The 966-nt window shown below is 46.0% G+C and carries 2 protein-coding genes and 1 pseudogene; all 3 read left to right on the top strand.

What is annotated here, in order from left to right:
* A partial coding sequence (locus A3735_RS05185; RefSeq protein WP_156499418.1) for an aminotransferase class V-fold PLP-dependent enzyme occupies nucleotides 1-340 on the top strand: 340 nt, incomplete at its 5' end.
* A gap of 22 nt (nucleotides 341-362) precedes the next feature.
* Nucleotides 363-728, top strand: a complete 366-nt coding sequence (locus A3735_RS05180; RefSeq protein WP_068513144.1) for an iron-sulfur cluster assembly accessory protein — start codon at nucleotides 363-365, stop codon at nucleotides 726-728.
* Between the two features lie 3 nt (nucleotides 729-731).
* Nucleotides 732-966: pseudogene (locus tag A3735_RS05175) on the top strand (putative Fe-S cluster assembly protein SufT); the annotation flags it as partial.

Below are 966 nucleotides of genomic sequence, written 5' to 3'. Positions count from 1 at the left end.
CTCTTTAGATAGAGAAGCGATCGAAACTCACGAACAAAAATTACTGGCACGTGCCCATGAATTAGCTGCAACGATACCCGGGCTAAGAATCATCGGCACAGCAAAAAACAAAGTACCCGTGATGTCCTTCCTGATTGAAGGATTACACCCTAGCGATATCGGCACCTTGCTCGACCAGCAAGGCATAGGCATCCGCACCGGACACCACTGCGCAATGCCGCTAATGGATCATCTTTCAATCCCCGGTACGGCTCGCGCATCCTTTGCTTTTTATAATACCGAACAAGAAGTCGAGCAGCTATTTGTTGCGCTAGAAAAAATTCAGCGCATGTTCGCTTGATACAGCATTAATAGGTACCATTATGTCTCTGGCAACATTTGATCCGAAAGTTGAAATCACTCTGAGTGAATCAGCAATTTCACATATATCCAAGCAGCTTGAAAAAGCACCTGATAAGAAAGGTTTGCGCCTATATCTTGAAACCAGTGGTTGCTCCGGTTTTATGTATGAAACCGATCTTTGCGAAGCACCTGAAACGGATGACCGAGTCTTTAATATTACCGACTCTCTGCAGCTATTTGTGCCTAACAAAGACTTACCCATGCTGAACGGCACCCAAATCGACTTTATCACGGTCGGCCTGAATTCAATGTTTCAATTTAAGAACCCTAATGTCACAGGCGAATGTGGCTGCGGTGAAAGTTTTTCAGTTACTGAAGAGTCTTAAGATATGGAAAGAGAAGTAGTTGTCACCAACCGTGAATGTGAAGCCCGGCTAGTACCCGCCGGTACTGAGATCATGGTTCCCAAGGGCTCTTTTGTCACCATTACCCAATCGCTTGGAGGCACTTATACGGTTGCAGTCAATGGTAACCTTGCACGCATTGAAGGCAAAGATGCTGATGCGCTAGGCAAAGAAGTGGCTGTATCCAGTTTTGAAACCCCCTCCGATGGCAGCGTTAGTA

It is taken from the genome of Oleiphilus sp. HI0061 (assembly GCF_001635675.1).
The sequence above is the reverse complement of the archived record's forward strand: the minus strand, read 5'-3'. Positions and strand labels throughout refer to the sequence as shown.

What these genes read in the sequence shown, in the direction of transcription:
- A3735_RS05180 (WP_068513144.1), top strand. Translation starts at nt 363, where the DNA reads ATGTCTCTGGCAACATTTGATCCGAAAGTTGAAATCACTCTGAGTGAA.